The sequence below is a fragment of the Kitasatospora sp. NEAU-69 genome, assembly GCF_057158765.1.
The window spans coordinates 80,632-97,330 of sequence record NZ_JBWXUE010000029.1 but is presented as its reverse complement, the minus strand read 5'-3'; the positions used below and the strand labels follow the sequence as shown (position 1 = coordinate 97,330).

The 16,699-nt window shown below is 66.4% G+C and carries 9 protein-coding genes and 1 pseudogene; 6 read left to right on the top strand and 4 right to left on the bottom strand.

What is annotated here, in order from left to right:
• Positions 1–148: 148 nt before the first annotated feature.
• The gene (gene istA / locus AC060L_RS28620; RefSeq protein WP_483799923.1) at positions 149–1,624 is read left to right on the top strand and encodes an IS21 family transposase; all 1,476 of its coding nucleotides are present in this window, start codon (positions 149–151) and stop codon (positions 1,622–1,624) included.
• Positions 1,625–1,684: 60 nt separating this feature from the next.
• Positions 1,685–2,458, top strand: a complete 774-nt coding sequence (istB, locus tag AC060L_RS28615; protein WP_483799922.1) for an IS21-like element helper ATPase IstB — start codon at positions 1,685–1,687, stop codon at positions 2,456–2,458.
• A gap of 316 nt (positions 2,459–2,774) precedes the next feature.
• Here the strand turns inward: istB and AC060L_RS28610 are convergent, their stop codons facing one another.
• The 4 genes from AC060L_RS28610 to AC060L_RS28595 all read right to left on the bottom strand — a co-directional run bounded on the left by AC060L_RS28610 (position 2,775) and on the right by AC060L_RS28595 (position 12,795).
• On the bottom strand, positions 2,775–2,984 hold the full coding sequence (locus tag AC060L_RS28610) for a hypothetical protein (protein ID WP_483801843.1): 210 nt from the start codon (positions 2,982–2,984) through the stop codon (positions 2,775–2,777).
• A 1-nt stretch (position 2,985) separates the two neighbouring features.
• The gene (locus AC060L_RS28605) at positions 2,986–8,367 is read right to left on the bottom strand and encodes a DUF6531 domain-containing protein (RefSeq protein WP_483801842.1); all 5,382 of its coding nucleotides are present in this window, start codon (positions 8,365–8,367) and stop codon (positions 2,986–2,988) included.
• A 430-nt stretch (positions 8,368–8,797) separates the two neighbouring features.
• The gene (locus AC060L_RS28600) at positions 8,798–10,819 is read right to left on the bottom strand and encodes a choice-of-anchor D domain-containing protein (protein ID WP_483801841.1); all 2,022 of its coding nucleotides are present in this window, start codon (positions 10,817–10,819) and stop codon (positions 8,798–8,800) included.
• Positions 10,820–11,064: 245 nt separating this feature from the next.
• Positions 11,065–12,795 (bottom strand): glycoside hydrolase domain-containing protein, encoded by a 1,731-nt coding sequence (locus AC060L_RS28595; protein ID WP_483801840.1) that lies wholly within the window; start codon positions 12,793–12,795, stop codon positions 11,065–11,067.
• Positions 12,796–13,869: 1,074 nt separating this feature from the next.
• On the opposite strand from AC060L_RS28595, the pseudogene AC060L_RS28590 reads away from it, so the two are divergent.
• From AC060L_RS28590 to AC060L_RS28575, 4 genes and pseudogenes are all read left to right on the top strand, one after another.
• Positions 13,870–14,286 (top strand): annotated as a pseudogene (locus AC060L_RS28590) (asparaginase domain-containing protein); the annotation flags it as partial.
• A gap of 115 nt (positions 14,287–14,401) precedes the next feature.
• Positions 14,402–14,932 (top strand): PCC domain-containing protein, encoded by a 531-nt coding sequence (locus tag AC060L_RS28585; protein WP_483801839.1) that lies wholly within the window; start codon positions 14,402–14,404, stop codon positions 14,930–14,932.
• A gap of 189 nt (positions 14,933–15,121) precedes the next feature.
• Positions 15,122–15,388, top strand: coding sequence for a hypothetical protein (locus AC060L_RS28580; protein ID WP_483801838.1), 267 nt, complete (start codon positions 15,122–15,124; stop codon positions 15,386–15,388).
• A 61-nt stretch (positions 15,389–15,449) separates the two neighbouring features.
• Positions 15,450–16,631, top strand: a complete 1,182-nt coding sequence (locus AC060L_RS28575) for a serine/threonine-protein kinase (protein WP_483801837.1) — start codon at positions 15,450–15,452, stop codon at positions 16,629–16,631.
• The last annotated feature ends 68 nt before the right edge of the window (positions 16,632–16,699 follow it).

Genomic DNA, 16,699 nt, shown 5'->3' with positions numbered 1-16,699 from the left:
CCGGAATTCCAGGTGGATGGCCGTCTGACCTGTGGTGTTCCTGATCGCTTCCTTATCGAAGGAGACCCCTCCGTCCGGTTTGCTGGTGTTTGCGAAGCATCAGCGAACCGGTCGGAGAGGTCCTGTGACGAAGTCTGACAGAGAGATCATGGAAATCCTTGAGGCGTACGACCTGACCGGGACGGTCTGGTCGGCGGCGAGCTTGGCGGGGCACGACCCGAAGACGGTCAAGCGGTATGTCGAGGCCCGCGACGGCGGGCGCAATCCTTATGAGCGAGAGCCGCGGCCGAAGATGATCGACGCGTTCCTGGAGAAGGTCGAGGAGTGGGTCGAGCAGTCGAAGGCGACGATCCGCGCCGATGTGGTCCACGAGAAGCTCGTGAAGATGGGCTACCGGGGAAGTGCGCGCTCGACGAGGCGGGCGGTGAACGCGGCGAAGACCGCGTGGAAGACGGGCAAGCGCCGGACGTACCGACCCTGGATTCCCGAGCCGGGCCGGTGGCTGCAGTTCGACTGGGGCGAGGGGCCGCGGATCGGCGGCCGGCGGACCTGGCTGTTCTGCGCGTGGCTGTCCTGGTCGCGGTTCCGGGTCGTGATCCCGGTCTGGGACTGCACGTTGGGCACGCTGGTGGCCTGCCTGGACACCGCGTTGCGGCGGATTGGCGGGGCGCCGACGTATGTACTGACGGACAACGCGAAGACGGTCACCGTCGAGCACATCGCCGGGATCCCGGTACGTCATCCACAGATGGTCGCCGCGGGTCGGCATTACGGCTGCCAGGTGGTCAGTTGCGTGCCCTACGACCCCGAGTCGAAGGGCGGCGCGGAGGCCACGGTCCGTATCGCGAAGGCCGACCTGGTGCCCACGGATGCGAACCTGTTGCCCGCCTACGACTCCTTCGCCGAGCTCACCGATGCCTGCCGCACCTGGTGCGAGCAGGTGAACTCCCGTCGTCACCGGGCGACCGGGCAGATACCCGCGAGCCGCCTGGACGTGGAGCGCACCACCCTGCACGTCCTGCCCATCGAGCCGCTCGCGCTCGCGCTGGGCGAGGAGAGGCTGGTCGGCTCGGACCGCACGATCAGCTTCAACTCGGTGCGCTACTCGACCCCGCCGGGCTATACCGGCGCGAGGGTGTGGTGCCGGGTCGTCGGCGAGGAACTCTCCATCACCGCCCGCACCGAATCCGGGGACCTGTCGGAGATCTGGCGCCACCAGCTGTCCACCCCGGGTGTTCCGCAGATCATCGACGCGCACTATCCCGACCACCCGGACGGCCGCAGCGTTCACCAGCCGCGGCTGCGGCCGCGCTCGGAGGCGGAGATCGCGTTCGTGGGCATCGGGCCCGGGGCCGGGCGCTGGCTCAAGGAGGCCGGACCCGCCGGCGCGATCCGCATCCGCGCCAAGATGGCCCGCGCGGTCGAGCTGGCCACTGTCCTGGGCAACGACAAAGTCGACCAGGCCCTCGGTCTGGCGGCCACGGCCGGGCGCTTCGCCGACGACGACCTGCTCTCGATCCTGGGACACATCGCGGACAGCAAGCCCGCCGGCGAGGTCGTGCGCGCGGACGAGGCCCACTCCGTCCAGAACGGAACCATCGGCTGGCAGGCCCTGGGCCGCTGAGCCAACACGCCGCCCACCACAGCATTCTGACTGCACGTCACCCAAGAGAACGGCACCCCCATGAGCTTTCCCAGCCCGCCCGCCATCCCCGAGGAACTCGACAAACTCATGCGCCGCATGCGCCTGCCCTACATGCGCAAAGCGGCCCCGGACGTCCTGGCCACCGCCCGAGCCCAGCGTTGGGACCCCGCCGAGGTCCTGCGGCTGCTGATAGCCGAGGAGGTCACCGGCCGCGACGCGGCCACCCGGCGCCTTCGCCGCCACTCGGCGAACTTCCCCACCGGCAAAACCCTGGGCTCCTGGCGGGCCGAGGACTCCACCATCCCCGAACCCACCCAGAACTCCCTGATCACCCTGGAGTGGATCGGCCGCGCCGAGAATTTGGTGATCGCCGGCCCGTCGGGGACGGGCAAGAGCCACTTCACCGAGGGCCTGGCCCAGGCCGCGATCGAGAAGGACCTGCGGGTGTCCTGGTTCACCCTGGAGACGCTGAGCGCCGCGATCGGGAAGTCGAAGGTCGACGGGTCCACCGCCCGGACCGTCGCCCGGATCTGCCGCGCGGACCTCATCGTCATCGACGACATCGGCCTGCTGCCGGTCGGCGAGGACGCCGCCGAGGCGTTCTACCGGATCATCGACGCTGCCTACGAACGCCGGTCCATCGCGGTGACCAGCAACATTCACCCCTCAGGCTTCGACACGATCATGCCCAAGACTCTCGCCGGCGCCAGCACCGACCGCCTCATGCACCACGCTCACCTCGTGACCACCACTGGCGACTCACACCGCCTCGCCGAGGCCCTCGCCGGGAAGGGAGTGGTCCCCTTGAACTGACCCCCACCCCAGGAACACCACTGGCCACCCACCTGGGCATCTGATGGCCACCAGCCTGGACACCCAACGGCCACCCACCTGGGCATCTCAATGGCCGTTGACAGCAGGTGCAGGTGTCGCGGCAGCGCCGAGTAGATCCGGAGATCGACTATCAAGGCTGCGATCTGCGCGAATGATTTATCGGCACCCGCAAGGTTGAAATGGAGGTATTGGTGACGGGTGCGGCTTGGGTAGTCAGGGTCGGCGTATGTGCGACGGCCCGCCAGATTGAACTGGCGGGCCGCCACAAATTCTCTTATGAATCAGCTGTGAATGCCTATTCCTTGGGTGGGAAAGCATCCAGGAGCGGTACGCCGTGCTCCAACATCTCCGTTACGGTCGCTTGCCATGCCTCGTTGTCTTCGATGAGGAGGAACATGCGAGTGATGCGGTTGAAGATCGAGGGGATGCTGCCAGTCTTGGACTTGTAGAGAATCCAGCCGGGCTCTGATCCATCCCACAGGTATGAATTCGGGTTCGTGATCACGTTACTGAAACCATCGCATTCCATCCTTGTCAAATGAAGTCACTTTCCCTCCGTGGCCCACGGGGATGATCTTCGATGTTCGCATCGGAGATCCCGCATCTTCGAATGACTGGAGCAGTGCCCGATCGGCATCGCTCGGACTTTTAGCGCCACGCGGATGCGTGTGGTACAGAAGAATATTGTCCGCTTCCACGGGAACCTTACACGCACCGATGTCACCGGAGTAGAGGTAGTACGTTCCGCCAGCACCATTCGGACCAGGTCCGAGCTTGTAGATTACCGCGAACTCCACATTGTGCTTGATGGTCAGGTTCTCCAGCTCCTGCACAGTCGGCCGTTCGGTGAGCTCGAAGCCCGTCGATCCGGGCAGGCCCTCACCTTCGCGAGCGCCATAGAGCAGCCGACCAACTGGCCCGATCTCGCGGGCAACACCGACCTCGGCGCCGAGCTCGCCGGCTGTGACCTCCTTGGTCATCCAACTGTCGAGGCCGCCCAGACCCGCAAGGGCGACCTGCCCAGCGAGGTCGTCCGCGTGCTTCTCGACCTGGTCGGCGACGTTGTCGCAGCCGAATTCGCGGAGCTTGGCGGCAGCGACGTAGTACGCGTAGGCAGGGCGGACAGGGAAGTACTTGTCTACGAATCCGCTAGCGCCGTCGCCCCGACCTGTGAAGGCGTCGAAGAGGTCGCCGACGAATTCGAAGGGGAGCTTGACGCCCTTGACCAGGCCGCTGCCGATCGCCTGCGCCGGGGTCATGTTCGACGGGCTGTCGTCCTCCGGGGCCATGCCGCTCGGGTCGGTGTAGAGCGTCGGGGCGTCGGCTGCGTAGGCGTATGCCGATCCGGATGGAGCGGAGGCGGCTGTGGCCAGCGGGTCGCGGCCGGTGAAGCGGCCGGTGGACGGGTCGTAGTCGCGGGCCCTGTTGTCCTGCTTGCCAGTCAGGCTGGGGTCGTTGTACTGGCCTGCGAATCCGAACGGGCTGGTCGGTCCGTTGCTTGTGACGGCTGTGGTGGTTTGCTGGCCGAAGGCGTCGTAGGTCATCCGGCTCTGCTGGACGCCGTTGGCGTCGGTCAGGTCGGTGATCGAGCCGAGCCAGTCGTGATGGTCGTAGAAGGTGGCGCCGCTTGTGCGTTGGGACTGCGGCAGGCCGAGCGGGTCGTAACCGTAGTCCCCGGTCACAGTCCCGGTGGCGTTGGCTTCCGTGGCGAGCTGGGGGAGGCGGTTGTTGATGTCCCAGGTGGCGGTGCGTACGGGGGTGCCGCCGGAGCTGGTGGTGACGCGGTTTCCTTGGGCGTCGTTGGTGAAGGTGTAGCTGACGCCTGCTTGGGCGGCGGCGATGGGGTGGTTGTTGAAGTCGTAGGTGATGCTGTTGGCGTTGGAGCCGTTGCCGGTGGCGTTGCCGTCTGCGTCGTAGGTGTAGTTCTGGCGGATCAGACCGGTGGCGACGAGTGTCAGTTCGTCGGCCTGGTCGTAGGTGTAGTTGGTGCTCTGGCTGCCGCGCACCAGGGTTTTGCGGTTGCCGACCGCATCGTAGGTGTAGTTGGTGGTCGCCGTGCCCACCGTCTGCGAGGTGAGGCGGCCGGCCGGATCGTAGCCGTAGGTCTGCTGAGGCGAGGTGACGCCGAGGCGGTTGGCGTTGACGATGGTGGGCTGGCCGTCGGGGTCGCGAGTCAGTTGCCAGGAGTCGAGCGTGGTGGCGCCCTTGGTGCTGGCGATCAGGCTGAGCCTGCCGACGGGGTCGTAGGCGCGACTCTCGGTGTAGCCGTTGCTGCCGGGCAGCGTGGAGGTGGTCAAGTTGCCGGCAGCGTCGTAGTCGTAGGTGGTGGTTGCGCTGTCCGCTGTCTGCTGGATCTCGTGGCCGGCGGAGTCGTAGGTGTAGGTGAAGTTCTCACCGTCGGGGTACTGACGGGTGGCGAGGTTGCCGTCGGCGTCGTAGGTGTACGTGAAGCCGATACCACCGCCTGGCGCTGAGACGGAGCGCAGCCGGTTCGCCGAGTCGTAGCCCAGGGTCCGGGTTCCGGTGGCGTCGGTGATGGTTGTCAGACGCCCGGCCGGGTCGTAACCACGGGACGTGGCAGTGGTGTTGTCGGTGTAGCTCGTTCCGGCCGGTAGACCGCGCGCGTCGTAGGTGGTGGTCGCGATCGCGCCGCGTGCGTCGGTGACGGTGGTGGCGTGGCCTTCGGCGTCGTAGCCGTAGGTCACCTTGTGGTTGAGCGGGTCGGTGACGCTGCTGAGGCGGTGCAGCGGGTCGTGCGCGTAGGTGGTTGTGTTGCCGTTGGCGTCCTTTCGTGTGAGGAGGTCGCCGATGTTGTTCCAGGTGTTGGTGGTGATGTTGTTGTTCGGGTCGGTGACGGTGAGGACCTGGCCGACCGGGTCATAGAGGGTGGAGGTGGTGTGTGAGAGCGGATCGGTCACCGAGGTGGCCCGGTTCAGTCCGTCGTAGCTGGTGAGGGTGCTGTAGCCGAGAGGGTCCTTCACACTGGTGCGATTGCCGGCGGGGTCGTAGCCGAAGGTCGTGGTGAAGGAACCTGCGGTCGCGCCGGTGCCGCGTGGGTCGATGAAAGTGCTCGGGCGGTCGTCCTTGTCGTACGTGGTGGTGCTGGTATTGCCGAGCGGGTCCTTGACGCTGGTGCGGTTGCCGTCGGCGTCGTAGCCGTAGGTCGTGGTGTATGCAGCCGTGGCGCCGGTGGCGTTGCCTCGGGCGTCCGTCACAGTGGTGAGCCGATTGGCCAGGTCGTAGCCGTAGGTCGTGGTGTTGCCCAGCGGATCCTTGGTGCTGATGACGTTGCCGTTGGCGTCGTAGCCGGTGGTGGTGGTGTTGTTGAGCGGGTCTTTCACTGTGATGGGCCGGTTGACGACGTCATAGCCGATGGTTGTGGTGGCGCCGGTTGGGTCCGCCACTGTCGTCTGGTTGCCGTTGGCGTCGTATCCGTAGGCGGTGGTGTAAGCGGCGGGTGTTCCGCCGGGCGCGTAGGCGCGGGCGGTGACGGTGGTGAGGCGGTGGTTGTTCTTGTCGTAGGTGTAGGTGGTCTTGTTTCCGAGCGGATCGATGACCGAGGTGATGTTGCCGGCGGCGTCGTATCCAGTGGTGGTGGTGTTGCCGGCGTCGTCCTTGATGGTGGTGCGGTGTCCGGCGTAGTCGTAGCCGTAGGTGGTGCGGTGATTGAGTCCGTCGGTGATGGTGGAGCGCTGACCGTCAAGGTCGTAGCCGTAGAGCGTCGTGTACCCCGCTGGGTCGATCACCGAGGTGAGGAGATTCCCGTTGTCGTAGCGGTAAGTCGTTGTGTACGACAGGGCGTTGGCTTGGGGAAGGTTGCCTCGCGGGTCGACCTTGGTCGCCACCCGGCCTGCCGCGTCGTAGGTGAACGTCGTCTTGTCACTGAGCGGCGTGGTGACCGAGGTGCGGTTGCCGGAGCTGTCGTAGCCGTAGGTGGTCACCCCGTTGAGCGGAGTGGTGACCGTGGCAAGCGTGTTGAGAGCGGTGTAGGTATAGCCGGTCTTGCCGTTGGCAGGATCGGTGCTGGTGACCAGTTGGCCCAGGCCGTTGTAGGTGTAGGTGGCGGTATTGCCCCTGCCGTCCTTGTGTGAGGTGACGCGGTTGGCCCCGTCGTAGGTCCACGTCTCGGTGGTGGATACGGGTGCGGGGGTCGTGCTGGTGAGGACGTTGCCGTTGGCGTCGTAGGTGAAGGTGGCGGTGTTGCCGTTCTGGTCCGTCAGGCCGGTGCGGTTGAGGGAGCCGTCGTACTGGTATTTGGTGGTCTTCCCGTACGGGTCGGACTGCCAGCTGATCACGCCGCCGGTGTAGGCCTCGGTCCAGATCCCACCATCGGGATCGGTGATGTACGTCGTGCCCGGGTTGTTCGCGTCGTAGCCGTAGGTCGTCTTGTTGCCAAGGGCGTCGATTTGGGTCGCCACTCGGCCAGAGCCGTCGTAGCTGTTGGTGGTGCGAAGGTGCCCGAGTGGGTCGGTGACCGTGGTCAGTAGGCCGCTGGTCGCGTCGTAGCCGTAGGTGGTGGTCTGGCCGCGCAGATCCTGGACGCTGGTGAGGCGGCCGGCGGTGTAGCCGTAGGTGACCGTCTGCTGGCCGGGCAGGGCCGCTGTGGTCAGGAGTGAGCCGGTGTAGCCGAGGGTGACGGTATGCCCGGCTGCGTCGGTGATCGTGGTCAGCTGGCTGCCGGTGTAGTTGAGTGTGAGGCCGATGCCGACGGGATCGCGCATGGCGGTGAGTCGGCCGGTGGTGTCGAAGAGCAGTGTGTGCTGGTCGGGAGTTGTCAGTTGGTAGCCGCCCGTGATGATCTGCAGCGTGGAGTGGATGTACGGGCGCGTAGGTTTCAGTGAACCGTCAGTCTGGACAGCATAGTTGGTCTGCGATCCGTCTTCCGCGGCAAAGGTGATGACTGACTGGCCGATGATCAGATGGGCCGAGTACGGGAACGCCCAGCCAGGGCCGAATACCCCAGTGGCCGTCGAGGACGAGCTGTAGCTCCTGGTCAGCTGGAAGGCCTGCCCGGGGCTGGGCAACTGCGCATCGGTGACAGCTTCACCGAAGGCGCCGGTGGAGGTGTTGACCGGGTCACCGCAGTACTTGACCAAGTCGAGCACGATGCCCGTGCTGGCCGGTGAGTCGGGGCAGGCCAGCGAGACGTTCGCCGGGACGCCGTTGATCGGAGCTGGGGGCACCGCCGCCGACGTGAGCGTGTCGCTACTGCCGTCGCTGTACCCGTAGCGGACTACCACGTAGTAGTTCACACCAGCCTGAATGGGCGAGATGGTATGGAAGGAACAGAACGAATTGCCCTGGTACGTCATCCACTGCTCGCCGTCCATGAGGGCGTTGTCCGAGGCGCGGTACAGCGAGACGGCCACTGCACCGGGGATGCCTGGGTCGCCCCAGGTGGGGAGCAGGTTCGGGCTGAGGTCCCAGGACGCACACCAGGAGAGTCCGGTGTTGTCAACCTCAACGTTGTCGGGGTAGGTCTGCAGGTTGCCGATGTACGGATGTCCTGATGACCAGGCAGGTGTCGCCCGCCCCGTGCTTCCCGCCTGCGCCCGCGCCGCCGGGTGCGAGGCTGTAAGGGATAGCGCACGGGCCTCGTCAGCCGTGAGACTGCGGTAGCCGGGCGTGCCCAGCCCCACAGTTCGTGTTGCTGCTGGACTACTGGGCCGGCCGGGAAGCGCCGGGTGCCCTAGCGACTGCGCCTGTTGCTGCTTCTGAGCCAGCGTGAGAGGCGCCGGTGGTGCGGCCACCTGGGCGAAGCCGCCCTTGGTCTTGCTGGCTGCGGGCCAGCTGTGCGTGGGATGGGCCCAGGAGGGCGGCGTGCCCAGAGCTGAAATGAGTATCAACAGTAAGACGGAAATGATTAACCGTCGTATGCGGTCGTTCAACTTGTTACCTTTCTCGCATCGAATTCAAAGCCTGAGGTTGCACACCCCAGGGAGTCAGTTCTGACGTCCGATCTCCGACGCCCCATTGGATGTGCCGCCAGGCGCGTGAGTCCTCGGTCTGAGTGCCCTCGCAATCGCGCAGGCGGGCCTGCACCCGCGCCTGATTGCAGCCGCCCCGAGTGTTCGGCACGGTGCTCGCTCACGTTTCTGGCGGACATTTCGAGGATCTGCCGAACTTCGTGCTTGTCCCCGCGAGTTCCTAGTCAGGTCCGAAGGGTGCTTCGCGTTCTGGAAGGCTCCGCTTCCCCGTCTCAGGCGTCGCATGCCAACAGTCCGGACGAGGCAGGGGATAGGCCGCGGCCGGAGTGGTTCCCTCCGGCGCGTACGGCGGCAGCCGGGCTCGGTTCTGCCAGTGGTGATCAGTAGTTGTTCACGCAAACCGTGTCGGCCGGATGCTGATCAGGTGCCAGATCTTTGGCGGGGTGACAGTCGATGTGTGCGCCTTCGCTGTTCCGCTCGGGGTAACCGTAAAGATCGACGGGTCGGCTTGGCCATTCGGGTCGGTGATGGTCATGCTTGTGAGAGTCACAGAGCTGGCATGCACGGTGCTGCCGGTGCCGTTGTCCGCGGTGAAGGAGACCGGAATCCATTGGTACCCAGGAGCTGAGGCCGGGAGTTGCGAGGTGTCGGCGCACCAGGAGTATTCGCCGGAGCTCCCTGAGTAGTTGCCGGCTGCGGTGTAGTTGATGGACCAGTCGCTGATGGGGTCCGGTTGGCTTCCGGTGGTTGTCGAGACCCGCTGGTAGTGAATCTGGCCCGTGACCGTGTCGGTGTTCGGCCCGGAGAACTGCCACAGAACACAGTCCATCGGCACCGACGAGGACGGGTCAGCGGTTGACCACACGCCAAGGCCGGTCAGGGTAAGTGGCTGGCCGGCGGTGATGGCAGCGTTGCGGACAATGTGGTTGTCGTCGTTGGCACCGTTCGCCGCGGTGAAGCCGACCAGGACGTTCGGCGGCAGTTGCATCGCCAAGTTGAGCACTTGGGTGCCGTCGAGCTGGACCACCAGATGCCCGGCGGGCGTGTAGTCCACCGTCACGGCGTGAGTGGTGGCGCGCAGTGAGGGCACGGTGGTGTTGGTCGCGGCGTAGGCGAGGTTTCCGGTTGCGCCGGCGGTGGAGGAGGCGACGGCAACGAAGTTGCTGGAGTTCAGCTGGCTGTTGAAGTCGGTGACCAGGTCGACGGAGACGCCCTGGAGGCTGGCGAAGCCGAGGCCGCCGCCAGGGTTGCCGAGTCCGCTGGCCGTGGCGTTCGCTGGGTCGAGCAGGGCGAAGGTCAGGCCGTCGGCTCCGCTGCCGCCGTCGAGTTCGGTGGTGAAGGTGGCGTGAAGCCCGGAGGAGGGCACAGCTGTCGGGTAGAAGGAGGAGCCGGCTCCGGAGCCACCACCGGCCTTGGTGAGCACCAGGTCAGTGCCGTTCAGTGCGGCGGAGCCGTTGCGCACCCAGGAGGCATCGGTGGGCGCGGGAACTGGCTGTCCGGATGTGGCGACTGCCGCGCCACTTCCGGTGAGTGGCACGCTTACCGTGCCCCCGGTGGTGGCGATTACGAGCGTGCCGCTCTGCAGTCCGGCAGCGGCTGGATTGAAGGCGATCGGGACCTGGACGCTTGCGCCGGCGGCCACGACGGTGCCGACCGCTGGGGGTGTCGCAGTGAACGGTGAGGCCGGGGTGGTGACGGCGGTGATTGTGGTGGGCGTCGTTCCGCTGTTGGTCAGTTGGACCGTCAGGTTCTTGGCGGTTCCGATAGGCAGGGTGCCGAAGCCCGGCGAGGCCGGGGAGGGTGTCAGCGTTGCGGCCGTCGTGGCGGCACCGGTGGTCATCACGGTCAGCGTGCTGCCGGGAGCGTTGATGCCGTCGCCTTCTGCCTGGCTGGAGATGGTGAAGGCGTTGGTGGCCGCGGCGATGCTGGTGGGCATCATCACGTAGAGGTCGGAGGTGGTCGACTGGCCGTCGGCCAGTGACCCGTCCAGGGTGGCGGAGTCGAGCCAGGCGGTCGAGTCGGAGGCTGCTCGGACCGGCTGCGAGACGAGGTTCCCGTTCGCCCACGTTTGGATGTGGACGTTGCGGGGGTTCATGCCGTTGCCGAGAACGCCGATAGTGGGCGTGAAGTGCTGATATGCCGCACCGGTGTGGTTGGTCTCGGTGAGGTGGACTTCGAAGGCCATGCTGCCGGCTGCAAAGCCTGTGTGGACGAGTGCGAGGCTGATCTCCGGTGTTCCGTTGTGGATTGGAGAGCTCGCAGCCAGGCTGCTGCCTCGCGCTGGCCCAGCACCGTGCCCTGCGCGGCTGGTGTCTGCCGCCGCCGGCAGCGCGACGATCCCGGCAAAAGTGAGGACTGCTAAGCCGACGGTACCCGTCTTCTTGGCAAGCCCTATGGAGCGCCAATTGTTCATGCGAGATACCTCAATTTCTATGAAGGCATTCGGGATGCACCGACTGGACTCGTCAGACCGGTGACCTGCGAGTCGGCAGGCGGCCGGACACTGCCGGTCAGGGTGGGAGTGCCAGCGGGCTTATGCCAGCGGCTCACTGAGAGCCGCGACAAATCAGTCCCTGGGCGGGAGTTGGGCGGTGCTGGCTTCGTTGTAGGCGCCTCGGGTTCGCCCCGCCCGCTTGGCCGGGGCGAACCCAGCCACGTTCAGCCGCTGGCTTGCTGCCAGGTGTTGCTGGCCCACAGCGACCCGCCGGCGCTGGAGCTGCCGCCCTGGCGGTAGACCACCAGGTTCCCGTCGTCCTGCATGATCGCGTATGCGCCGGCGTTGCCGAAGGTGTTGGACGCCCAGAGCGACCCGCCGGTGCTCGGGCCGCCGCCCGGGCGGTAGACCACCAGGTTTCCGTCGGTCTGCATGGTCACGTACGCACCGAAGTTGTTGGCCGTACCGGAGGACCAGAGCACCGCGCCATCACGCTTGCGGTACAGGACGAAGTTGCCGTCCGCCTGCATCATCAGCTCGGTGAGCTTTCCCGACATCCAACGCCCGGGGGCGAGAGCAAAGCCACCGTTCAGAGTCTGTGGGGCCTGGAACGTGCCGGCTGCCCAGAGTGATCCGCCGGTGCTCGGGCCGCCGCCCGGGCGGTACACCACGATGTTGCCGTCGGCCTGGACCGCGAGGGAGGCATTCGGGTTGCCGTACGTCTTGCTGGACCAGAGCGGCGAGCCGTTCGCGTTGTAGACGACGAGGTTGCCGTCCCACTGCATCAGCGTGTAGGCGCCCGGGTTTCCTCCGGTGACAGTGCTCCACATCGCTGGCCCCTGGCCGGATCCGCCGACCTTCGCGTAGGCGACCAGATTGCCGTCGGCCTGCATGGTGAGCGTCATAGCGGAGCTGCTGATGCTCTGGCCGCTCTCCAAGCGCTGGCCTGGCGCCATCGTTGCACCAGTTGCCGTCGAACCGACGTTGAGTGCCTCGGAGTTGATGGTCTGCTGAACACCGCCCCAGGTCTCGCTGACCTCGCTGGCGTACTGGTGGACGCGGCGGTCGGCAGGCCAGTAGGTGGGCCCCGCTAGCCCCATGGCCGAATCGGAGGTGTCCTGTGAGGAGCTTGGAGAGGCAGACCAGACGGCATCGGGGCGCGGATAGGTACTGACGTTGTACTGCGAGGCGAGGTCCGCGACGCCACTGCCGGCATCGGCGTAGACACCGGAGCGGTACCCGGCATTGTGTAGAGCCGTCGTCCAGCCGGACAGATAGGCCAGGACCCGAGCACGGTAGGCCGCCGAGTTGTAGGTCTCCATGTCGTTGTAGAGCATGGCGCCCGGCGTGAAGCCGAGAGCGGTGGCTTTGCTCACCGCGTCGGCCGCGTCAGCACTGCCCTGGTTGGTGGCTGTCGGCAGATCTGCGGAAATCAGCGAGGAGCCGAGCTGGGCTTGTTGGCCCGCGTACATCGGCAGGAACGACCAGCCCTCAGCTGCCCGGCCCGAGACCCAGGCCGGTGTCAGGTTGGGTTGGGCGCACCCCATCGACGGGCCGCCGATGTAGATGCCGACCGACTGGTACGGCGAGGCGCCACCGGCCCACGCTGTCATAGTTGCAGCCGACGGCGCGGAACAGCTGTCGAATCCCTTGCCACCCGCATCGGTTGTCGGGACCGCGGCAGCATTCGGGGCGGCCACGGACGCGCGAGCCGTCGTCCCGGTGCCGGACAGCGGACTGGCCGGACGACCAGTCGAGGAAGCCGTCTGCGCCACAGCCCCGGCCGGCATCGTGTTCGTCTGGCGAGGCGTCGGTCCATAGCTGTCGGGCACCTGGATCTGGTTGCCCTGGTAATCAACTGCATGAACCCTGGACGGCTCGTCAGCCTGCGTCTCCGGGAGGCCAATGGATAACATTACTCCGGCGAGCAGCAAAACAGCAGCACTACTGGTCAAGCGCTTTGGCATGATAGGTACCCACCCTCTCGAAAGGCGCGCGATAGCAGTCGATCGCGCACCACTTCATGATTCACTCGAAAAAATGGACCGCGAGCCTCGGTTAACCCAACTCCGTGCGAGAGCAGGCATATTGGTTCAGCGAGTCATATGCCACGCACCGAACACCTTGATGAGGGCAGCGCCCTGCGCAACAGCGACTGCGCGCCCTGACACGCATCGCCATTGCACTGGGTACGACTTAATTCCCGATAGCCGACCTCGGGTGGCAACGGGTCGCCCCAGCCACGGACCTTCTGGCACCGCGTCGGTTCATGCAGACAGGCATCCAGGATGGGAGGAAGCACTGGCATGCCTCTGGAAGCGCACATACAAGTCAGGCCGGCAAGGCCACGCACGGGTTCTCAAGGCAGCATGAACCGACACAACCCCCACCTAACGGTCTGCAGCGGCACCCCCTGCCGCCTCCGTTCGCACCCCACTCTTCACAATCACTGACTGTGCCGTCAACAGTGTTCAGAGTAGCCATCAGGCAGCATGCCGGGTTTGCCCGGTAAACAACCGACAAGTCGCTGAACCGCGTGGCCCCGGCTCCCTCATGTTCATCGGCTCCCAAGCCAGTGCCGGCTACATCCTCGCCAACCGCGCCACCTTCGGAGACGCGCCGATCTTCTGGACCCGCGAGCGGACCGACGAGGAAGCGGCCACCTGGCTCCTGTTCACGTACAAGCTCGGTTACCCCGCCGAACCGCCCCAGGCACGCCGCAGGCGACGACCGGGACCGGCCGCGCCTTCTGCATTCCGCCGGAGGCGGTCACCCGGTCCCGCGCTCACGAGCGGGTCCTGCTCTTCCTGGCCATCGCCCTGATGGGAACGCGCGCCCTCGCCTGCCCCCGCAGCCGGCTTCTGGGCCTGGAGGGCCTGGGCGCCGCATGTCGCTTCGTCGCCTCGCACCGCACCACCTGAACCGAAGGCCAGCCGGCCGCACCGCTTCGCGAAACGCCCGACGACAGGGAGACAACGGCGTTGCACACGAGGATAGTTGCGATCTTCTCTTTCGATGGGACCATCGCCATGACCGCCGATCCGGCCACCGGCGGAGTCGTACTGGCCCTTTCCGCCCAGGAACTCCTCGACGCTGTCCCCACTCTTCAGAGCCTGGACGTAGACGTGCAGGTCCACGACTTCCGGCGGCCGCCCAGCGCCTCGCTCGGCTTCGACGGCCTCACCGCACTGTCGGACGCCATCGCCGACGCCTTCGAGGCCGGCCGCGACGGAGCTGTGGTCACCCAGGGCACCGACATGATCGAGGGGACCGCCTACCTCCTCGACCTCCTGCACGCAGGTGATCAGCCGATTGTCGTCACCGGGGTCATGCGCAATCCCACCCAGCCCGGCGCGGACGGCCCGGCGAACATCCACGCCGCAGTCATCGCTGCCGCCGATCCCGCGCTGAACGGCGCCGGCGCGGTGGTCGTCCTCGGCCACGAGGCCCGCACCGTCTGCAAGTCCCACAGCGCCAGCCCCGCCGCGTTCACCTCAGCCGACACCACGCGTCGGCCTGTATACCGCGACGCTTGGCGACGACGGCACCCTGCTCGCCGCCATGGCCGAGGCCTGCGACGGACTCGTCGTCGCCGCGTTCGGCGTCGGCCACGTCCCCCGGAACTTCGTGGCAACCCTGGAGACGATCGCATCCCGGATCCCCGTGGTCCTCACCAGCCGCATCGGCAACGGACCGGTCCTGGAAGCCACGTACAGCTTCTCCGGCTCGGAGAAGGACCTGCTCGGCCGCGGACTGATCCGAGGCGGCCACTTCGACGCCTACAAGGCCCGGCTCCTCCTGTACATGCTCCTCGCCCAAGGCGCAAGAGCGATGAGATCGCCGCAGCTTTCAAAACCGTGGCCCTGTGATCCGCTATCCGCAACAGCCCCTGACCCAGTGAGGACCTGCTCACGCGCGCCAGTGAACTGGACGTTCGGCGTCACCTTCGAACACGGTGAGGACTTCTTCGACGCCCTCACGGCCTTTTGCAAGGACAATGACGTTCGGCAGGGCTGCATCCCCATGTTCATCGGCGCGTTCTCCGAAGCCGAGATCGTCGGCACCTGCAACGGCCTCACCCATCCCAAGTAGCCGCTCTGGGAACGCACCCGCGTCGAATTCGTCGAAGCCCTCGGCGGCGGCACCCTCGCACATGCCCCCGTCACCGGCCTGATCCTCCCGCACATCCACCTCGCCGCTGGCCTCAAGGGCGAAGACGCCGACGGACGCACCAGCCACCTCCTCAACGCCCGCGTCCAGTTCCTCAGCGAGCTACTCATCATGGAGGTCACCGGGCCCACCATGACCCGCCCCCGCAACCCGAACCTCTACGACGTGCCGATCCTCACCTTGGGCCGTACCCCTGAGCCTGCCCAAGCAGTCACGGCCGGGCAGCATCAACTCGAGTGCGCCCACCAGCCAAGCCCGCTGACCGGCATCGAGACGGGGGAGTATCCGGTCGAAGTCGAGGGCACAGTCGGTCAGCGCGAAGCTGCTCAACATCTCGATCAGAGTGAAAGTCGTCAGGCTGATCGCTCGGCCGATTAGAGTGGTCGAGGACGAAGGCGCCGATTGGGTGGGGCCGCCGCGGAAAGGTGAGTCGGTACGGATGAGCGGGGTGCCCACGCGGATCGGCCGGTACACGGTGGCGCGGGAGCTCGGCTCGGGTGGGATGGGCGAGGTTTATCTCGCCTACACACCGGCGGGTGATCCGGTCGCCGTGAAGGTGATCCGCAGCGACAAACTCGATCCGCTGACGCGTGCACGCTTCGAGAAGGAGGCGCTGATCGCCCGCACCGTGATCGGTACGAACCGCGTGGCCCGCTTTCTGGACGCCGACCCGTACGCCGACCGGCCGTGGTTGGCCATGGAGTACGTGGCCGGCCGTACGTTGCTGGCCTGCGTCGACACCGATGGTGCGCTTGCGCTGCCACTGGTGGCGAGCCTCGGGGCGTTGCTCGCGGAGGGCTTGTCGGCGGTGCATGCAGCCGGGCTGCTCCATCGGGACGTCAAGCCGCAGAACGTCGTCATGGGCGACGACGGACCGATGATCATCGACTTCGGGCTGGGCGCGTTCATGGACGCCTCGCAGGAGACGCTGTCGCACAGCGGCATGATCATCGGCACAGTGCGGTGCATGCCACCGGAGCAGGCCGGCGGCCATCCGCAGGTGTCGCCGGCGGCGGATGTGTATGCGCTGGGCACGGTTCTGCTGTACGCGGCGGCTCACCACTATCCGTACGACGGATCACGGTGGGAGGCGATCGCCGCGCAGGTCACCAACCCCGAGATCGCTCCCGACCTCTCCGGTGTGCCCGCGCCGCTGGTTCCCCTGATGGAGTCGATGCTTGCTCACGCGCCGGAGGAGCGGCCGACTCTGCAAGCGGTCTCCGATGCGTGCGCGCAGATCCTTACCGACCGCGGGGCGACCCCGGCAGCCGCCCGGCTCGCACTGATCGCCCACACGAGGGCGGGCCAGGCCGCGGTGGCCCCCAACGAGCCACCGGCGGCGTCGCCAGAGAACTTGCTCCAGGAGCATGCCGATCTTGTCGACGACGGCCAGCCGGCGAGCCCGCTGGACGACCCCGCGCGGGCATCACAGTCCCAGAGCGAAGAAGCGGAGCCGCTGGAGGAACCGGAAGAGCCGCAGGTTCTCGTTCCCGGGCCGTCTGCCGGTTCCGGGCGGCGGAATGAGCAGCCAAAGACCAATCCGGCGAGGGGACGGCCCCCGGCGTCGAAGAGGGTCGCGGATGAGCTGCGTGATTTGTATGCCGCCGATCCGGTTCTGTGATTCCTTAGCCGACACCACCGGGTGAGAGCCTTGGTCGCAACTACAGGCTCGGACGTGCAGTCGGTCCG

Coding starts and splice junctions, on each gene's coding strand:
- AC060L_RS28575 (WP_483801837.1), top strand. CDS start 15,450: ATGAGCGGGGTGCCCACGCGGATCGGCCGGTACACGGTGGCGCGGGAG.
- AC060L_RS28600 (WP_483801841.1), bottom strand. CDS start 10,819: ATGAACAATTGGCGCTCCATAGGGCTTGCCAAGAAGACGGGTACCGTC.
- istB (WP_483799922.1), top strand. CDS start 1,685: ATGAGCTTTCCCAGCCCGCCCGCCATCCCCGAGGAACTCGACAAACTC.
- AC060L_RS28580 (WP_483801838.1), top strand. CDS start 15,122: ATGGAGGTCACCGGGCCCACCATGACCCGCCCCCGCAACCCGAACCTC.
- AC060L_RS28585 (WP_483801839.1), top strand. CDS start 14,402: ATGGCCGAGGCCTGCGACGGACTCGTCGTCGCCGCGTTCGGCGTCGGC.
- istA (WP_483799923.1), top strand. CDS start 149: ATGGAAATCCTTGAGGCGTACGACCTGACCGGGACGGTCTGGTCGGCG.